Raw genomic sequence first — 5,944 nt, 5'->3', positions numbered from 1 at the left:
GAACCGCTCTTCCGATCTAGCCGGTTGTCGAGTCGCGAACTTAGAGTTTAATCAGTTTCATCCAACCTGTCTGTTTCACCCAGAAGCGCGAAACTTCCTACTAACGGAAGCACTTCGTGGCGAAGGCGCTTATCTGCTACGCCCCGATGGTACTCGCTTCATGAAAGATTTTGATGAGCGCGGTGAACTCGCCCCTCGAGACGTCGTTGCCAGAGCGATCGATTTTGAAATGAAGCGCCTAGGCGCCGATTGTATGTATCTCGATATCAGCCACAAACCGGCCGACTTTATCGAAAAACACTTCCCGACCATTCATATGCGTTTGCAAGATCTTGGTATTGATATGACTAAGGAAGCCATTCCGATTGTCCCAGCCGCACACTATACCTGCGGAGGGGTTATTGTCGATCAATCGGGAAAAACGGATCTCTCTCAATTGTATGCGATTGGTGAAGTCAGTTATACAGGCCTTCATGGGGCAAACCGTATGGCGTCAAATTCATTGCTTGAATGTGTGGTGTACGCCTGGGCTGCTGCCAAAAATATCGTTGATCAAATAGACCAAGCGAGCATGCCAACTACCTTACCGGCATGGGATGAAAGCCAGGTGAGCAATTCAGATGAAGAGGTCGTTATACAACATAACTGGCACGAGTTGCGTCTATTTATGTGGGATTACATGGGCATTGTACGTACCGACAAGCGTTTAGAGCGAGCACTACGCCGTATTCAATTGTTGCAGCAAGAAACCCATGAGTATTACAGCCACTTTAGAGTGTCAAACAATCTCTTGGAACTGAGAAACTTACTCCAAGTAGCGGAATTGATGGTTCGTTGTGCGATGCAACGTAAAGAAAGTCGAGGCCTGCACTACACATTGGATTACCCTGAGTTAGCACAAGAGAGCGGTCCAACCATTCTGGATCCGAACACCAAGAATGCACCTTAGAGTTTCAGTCGTCTGAACTCTCCCTTTCCCAATCTCAAAAGCGCATCCTGAAACTATTCGTGGTGCGCTTTTCTTATTTCCACGAGCAGTTTGCGATATTCATCATCAGAAACACTGTCTCTCCATAATAGAAAGCGTTGATTGTCTGCGAAGTGGAGAACCACCCCCACAAACGCAACATTTAAAACAGCGTATCTGATTAGGTATTTTTTCTGTTGATACTCCAGTACACCATGTTCGCTCAGACGGAACTCTCCACGAATAGAACGCGGCATAAAGCCTGAATGCCAAAAGACCAAGATCAGAGACAACAATAAAATAAAAGTAAGAACGAGAGGGATGGAAGAAATAATCACTAGCCACGCCATCAATAACAAGAAAATGGTATTAATAGCGAGGGCATAAAAAGAAGGTTTCGCTGTCGCGTTAACGAACTTTTGAGAGGTTATGGGCAACAATTTTATCCACGATAGATGCGTGGCCTAGGTTCTCACTGCGGCCATGACCCATAACCCATGTGAAGAGATCTGGATCATCACATTCAAGCAGAGAAACAAAGTCTTGCTGTTCATTAAAGTTTAACGATTCAAAGCACTCTTCAAAAAAAGGCATAATAACGACATCAAGTTCTAGCATTCCTCGACGACATGCCCACTTAACGCGTGCTTTTTGTTCTGTGGTGTACATGGATGATTCCCTACTGTGTATTCACTGGCAACGAGTGTACCAATCCCTGCGGCAGACAACTATTATCCCAGTCACAGTCCTTTCTCTCGAACAAAAAAGATTATCGACATTGTATCGCCGTAGCCCTCTGATTCTGATTCTGATTCTGATTCTTGAATGGACCTAAACATGAACTGAGATTACCATAGAGGAAGAAACCTCTCACACTTGTATCTAGGACGATAACATGGACTGGCAGCAACAATTCAATACACTTTCAATCTCACCTGAAACCTCGCTACCATCATTAATGCTAACCCACCTAAGTTCGTGGGGAGCGATAACCATGATGGGTGATGACAAAAAATCGTACTTACAAGGTCAAGTAACCTGTGACGTCGTAGGTTTAAAGAAAGATCAATCGACCTTTGGTGCCCATTGTGATGCAAAGGGAAAAGTATGGAGTATTTTTCGCTTGTTTCATCACAACAATGGCTACGCAATGTTTCAACCCAGCAGTGCCATCAAAACAGAACTATCAGAGATCAAAAAGTACGCTATTTTTGCTAAAGTTGAGATTAACCAATCTCAAGATATTCCGTTGGGTATCATGGGCCCCAATGCCCAAGAATGGATAGACACATTAAGCCAAGAAACGGGTGATGTTAGGCCTATTAACGGTGGAACAGCCATTAAAATAGATCAGCAACGCTGGTTATTACTGATCACACCAGAAGCCGCTGTAGACCTAGTGAATAATAGTGATGCCGAAAAAGTCACCGAAGAGCTATGGACACGTTTTGATATTGAAGCTGCGCTGCCCTATGTTGATGAAGCCATTCAAAACACCCACATACCTCAAGCGCTTAATCTTCATGCTCTGGGTGGCATTAGCTTCTCAAAAGGCTGTTACACCGGGCAAGAAACCGTTGCAAGAGCCAAGTATAGAGGCATCAATAAGCGAGCAATGTATGTGGTAACTGGCACGACAGAAGAGCCGCTTTCTCGTTTCGATTCAATAAGCCTTGAACGTGCTGTTGGAGAAAATTGGCGTTCTGCGGGGGAATTGCTCAGCCATTATCAATTTGAAAATGGACAAGCCATGGGGCTCATCATTGCATCCAAGGAGCTAGAATCAGATACCCAATTTAGGCTTAAAGAACAGCCCGAACATTCGTGGTCATTACAAACACTTCCTTATTCACTTGATGATGAATAAACCCATATCGACCCCTGTCACTCGTTATCTTGATCAGCAGCAAGTGGATTACCGCTTGCTGCCTCAACAGCACGCCACAATAACGATTGAAGATACGGCAAAACAGCGTGGTGTACGCCCTGAACAAATGGTGAAGAGTATTGTATTAAGGGATATGGGTAATCAATACACTTTAGCCTGCGTCCCCGGTGATCAAAGTGTCGACCCTAAAAAAGTACGAAGCCTATTAAATTGCCGACGCATGACCTGCGTCGATTCAAACAGTGTGGCTCTGATTACGGGTTATCAGCCTGGTACCGTCTCTCCTTTATTACTTAAGACTCCAATACCCGTCGTGTTTGATGTGCAATTGACGCATCAAACGCTCATTACCATCAGCAGCGGTCATGCCATGCTAGGCCTTTCATTACGCAGTGATGAACTGATCGCGCTGTGCCAGCCAACCATTGCGCCAATTTGTCGCAATAATTAAAGCGCAACAATGTAACGTTACATTTTATTGCGATGCCAATCTAAAGTACGAACACCAATTTTGGAATTTTTATTCACAAATAAAACATAAATAGTCACAGGGTGATTTTTACCGTAGACTATACCTGTTGGTTAAATGTTGAAGCGAACATTCATTCGCTTAACGCCTTCTCCAACAAAAAAGTGTATCCACTGATTGTTTCAGGACATCCACTTTTTGTGTAATGCATCTGTGACTATTCGCCCGTTCATTCTGTAGCGGGCATTTTTTTAATTTTTATTTACAAAAAATTAACACTCTTTTATGAAATGCACGCTATTCTTAAAAATGTCACAATTTTCCGGCTAAATAGGTCGCAGAGTTAGGTGGCTTGGTTCATCGCTTTGATTAACTTTGGGGAGCCCATCACGCTAACTCGGGTATTTGTCTTAATATCTGCCTAAGGCAGCACAAATATCCAAATATATCAGTTGAATATGCATAATCCTCTCGCCTTATCACAACAATATGAGAGGGAAGTTTATATAATTCGCACTGCTAGAAGAATAATAAGGATATCATTTTATGAGACTGTTTAAGCGCTATACGCCAAGTATGATTGCTAAACACATTAGTCGGCTTTTCAAGGGGAAAATCTACATCTACGGTGTAGGGAAGTTTGAATTTGATAACGGAAAGCTCATCTTACCAGAGCGTGCCGATAGTCGTCATTTTCAAGCGGTTAAAGAAGTGAACGGGGAAATCAAAAAACTACGTTGTGCTTACGCGTAAGGCTTAAAAAATTAGTAAGGGTTGGCCATGTGCCAACCCTTTTTCATTCAAAAGCAACCTTCATAAAGCGATGAAACCGCTACGACACGATCTTGCTCGATCCTTTGGCTAACTCCGGCAAATGCCCTTTTAAACCTAACGCTCGCTTCATTATTTCATCTTTTGCTCCAGGAAGATGGCTGGTTAACTTCATCCCGATACCGCGGATCAGTTTTTTCGCTGGATTATCCCCTTCAAAGAGATCTTTGAAACCCTGCATTGAAGCGATCATTTTTGCCGCTTCTGACTTTCTCCAACGCTCATAACTGCGTAAGTTGCGTTTGCTTCCAATATCTTCTCCTTGCGACCAAAGAGCTTTGATCTCTTGTACTAAGCTCGCAGCATCCAGCAATCCAAGGTTTACACCTTGACCAGCCAACGGGTGAATAGTGTGTGCAGCATCCCCGACTAGAGCGACTCTATCTAAAGCAAAATCTCTCGCGTAACGCATTCGTAGTGGAAATGCTGAGCGTTCGCCTACCACTTCACAAAGCCCAAGCCGATGGTCAAACTCTGCAGTCAATGACTTGTTAAATTCTTCATCCGACATTTTCACTAATTGTTCAGCACGGCTTGGATCCGTTGACCAAACAATCGAACTCATGTGTTGATCAGACATGGGTAAAAAAGCCAATGGTCCCAGCGGTGTAAACACCTGACGAGCAATAGACGCGTGCGGCTCTGCCGTTTTCACATTCGCCACAATGGCACTGTGCCCGTAGTCCCAATGCGTTAGTGGAATATCAAGCTGATTTCTTACCCACGAGTTCGCTCCGTCTGCGCCAACCACCAATTTAGCCGTTAACGATTGACCATTATCTAACGATAACCAAGCTTCACTTTCACCAACGGCAATACTTAAACACGTATTCGGCATAAACAATGACACGTTGCTTTGCTGTTTTACTTTTTCCAACAGTGCTAGCTGAATCACCCGATTTTCGACAATATGGCCTAAATTAGGTTGTGAATGCTGCTGAGCTTCAAATTCTATTCGAGCGAAACTGTCTTGCTCCCACACTTCCATGCCCACATAAGGCGATAAACGGCGCTGTTGTATTCCTTCCCACGCTCCTACATTTTTCAATATGGTTTCACTGGAACGGCTTAAAGCAGAGACTCTTACATCAGGCAGTTCTTGCAACGAGAGGTCCGGAGTGTGCCCTTCAATCACCGCCACTCTTAGTGCGGTATCTTTAAACGCAGCAGCAAGAGTTAATCCAACCATGCCTCCACCAACGATGGCGATATCGACACTTTGCATCATATTTCAATTACCTTATATTTGTTATCGCTTAACGATACCTAATGTTCTTCGTAATAATGGAGCTTTCAGCATGGAGAGATTATCCATCGCCATTAAAGCAAGATTTCGACCGATGCGCATTGGCAGTAAGTCATTTGAAAATGTATGCACAAGTCCCGAAGTCATGGATATGGTGGTATCACGGTCAATCTGTCGACGCTTCATATAAGCGTTCAACACCCCATAACAGCCAGGGTCAGATGGGGATAACATGATTTCTTCAACCAAGCTGGCGACATCGCGAATACCCAGATTAAAACCTTGCCCTGCAATGGGGTGTAACGTTTGAGCTGCATTCCCAACCGCGACAATGCGGTGAGTTGCATTTCGCTGTCTATGGCGAAGAACCAGAGGGTAACTCGCCCGCTCTCCGACTTTAGTAAACGGCCCTAGCCTCCACCCAAACTCGTTTTGTAACTGTTCAAGAAACGACTCATTATTCAGTGACAGTACTTCCTCTGCACGCTCAGGAGACAAGCACCATACTACCGACAGCCGATGATTACTCATTGGCAGCAAAGC

8 protein-coding genes are annotated in these 5,944 nt (G+C 44.3%); 4 read left to right on the top strand and 4 right to left on the bottom strand.

Annotation, left to right across the window (positions count from 1 at the left end):
* A partial coding sequence (locus ACP45E_RS11260; protein ID WP_141707303.1) for an FAD-binding protein occupies nucleotides 1-949 on the top strand: 949 nt, incomplete at its 5' end.
* 53 nt (nucleotides 950-1,002) lie between these two features.
* Here the strand turns inward: ACP45E_RS11260 and ACP45E_RS11255 are convergent.
* Together ACP45E_RS11255 and ACP45E_RS11250 are read right to left on the bottom strand one after the other, a co-directional pair.
* Entirely contained in the window at nucleotides 1,003-1,404 is a 402-nt protein-coding gene (locus tag ACP45E_RS11255) for a protein YgfX (protein ID WP_017036570.1), read from the bottom strand.
* Nucleotides 1,376-1,636, bottom strand: coding sequence for a succinate dehydrogenase assembly factor 2 (locus ACP45E_RS11250; RefSeq protein WP_017036569.1), 261 nt, complete (start codon nucleotides 1,634-1,636; stop codon nucleotides 1,376-1,378). The genes ACP45E_RS11255 and ACP45E_RS11250 overlap by 29 nt, the downstream gene beginning before the upstream one ends.
* Nucleotides 1,637-1,862: 226 nt before the next feature.
* Here ACP45E_RS11250 and ygfZ point away from each other — a divergent pair, with 226 nt between their 5' ends.
* The 3 genes from ygfZ to ACP45E_RS11235 all read left to right on the top strand — a co-directional run bounded on the left by ygfZ (nucleotide 1,863) and on the right by ACP45E_RS11235 (nucleotide 4,077).
* Complete coding sequence (gene ygfZ / locus ACP45E_RS11245; protein ID WP_017038103.1) at nucleotides 1,863-2,834, top strand: tRNA-modifying protein YgfZ; 972 nt, start codon at nucleotides 1,863-1,865, stop codon at nucleotides 2,832-2,834.
* The gene (locus ACP45E_RS11240) at nucleotides 2,827-3,306 is read left to right on the top strand and encodes an aminoacyl-tRNA deacylase (RefSeq protein WP_017036567.1); all 480 of its coding nucleotides are present in this window, start codon (nucleotides 2,827-2,829) and stop codon (nucleotides 3,304-3,306) included. The genes ygfZ and ACP45E_RS11240 overlap by 8 nt, the downstream gene beginning before the upstream one ends.
* A 564-nt stretch (nucleotides 3,307-3,870) precedes the next feature.
* Nucleotides 3,871-4,077 carry a DUF1107 domain-containing protein gene (locus ACP45E_RS11235; RefSeq protein WP_017036566.1) on the top strand — a complete coding sequence of 69 codons (207 nt, stop codon included), beginning with the start codon at nucleotides 3,871-3,873 and terminating at the stop codon, nucleotides 4,075-4,077.
* A 79-nt stretch (nucleotides 4,078-4,156) separates the two neighbouring features.
* Here ACP45E_RS11235 and ACP45E_RS11230 read toward each other — a convergent pair whose 3' ends face one another.
* Both ACP45E_RS11230 and ACP45E_RS11225 read right to left on the bottom strand, forming a co-directional pair.
* The gene (locus tag ACP45E_RS11230; RefSeq protein WP_017036565.1) at nucleotides 4,157-5,383 is read right to left on the bottom strand and encodes an FAD-dependent 2-octaprenylphenol hydroxylase; all 1,227 of its coding nucleotides are present in this window, start codon (nucleotides 5,381-5,383) and stop codon (nucleotides 4,157-4,159) included.
* 21 nt (nucleotides 5,384-5,404) lie between these two features.
* Nucleotides 5,405-5,944: FAD-dependent monooxygenase (locus tag ACP45E_RS11225; protein ID WP_198927713.1), on the bottom strand; the 540-nt coding region annotated here is incomplete at its 5' end.

This window comes from Vibrio genomosp. F10 str. 9ZD137, from assembly GCF_049974785.1.
Classification (GTDB): Bacteria; Pseudomonadota; Gammaproteobacteria; order Enterobacterales; family Vibrionaceae; genus Vibrio.
Note: the sequence above shows the minus strand (reverse complement) of the source record. Positions and strands in the feature narration are given on the sequence as shown.

Bases quoted from the DNA above. Each gene is read 5' to 3' on its own strand.
- ACP45E_RS11250 (WP_017036569.1), bottom strand. From the start codon at position 1,636: ATGTACACCACAGAACAAAAAGCACGCGTTAAGTGGGCATGTCGTCGA.
- ygfZ (WP_017038103.1), top strand. From the start codon at position 1,863: ATGGACTGGCAGCAACAATTCAATACACTTTCAATCTCACCTGAAACC.
- ACP45E_RS11240 (WP_017036567.1), top strand. From the start codon at position 2,827: ATGAATAAACCCATATCGACCCCTGTCACTCGTTATCTTGATCAGCAG.
- ACP45E_RS11235 (WP_017036566.1), top strand. From the start codon at position 3,871: ATGAGACTGTTTAAGCGCTATACGCCAAGTATGATTGCTAAACACATT.
- ACP45E_RS11230 (WP_017036565.1), bottom strand. From the start codon at position 5,383: ATGATGCAAAGTGTCGATATCGCCATCGTTGGTGGAGGCATGGTTGGA.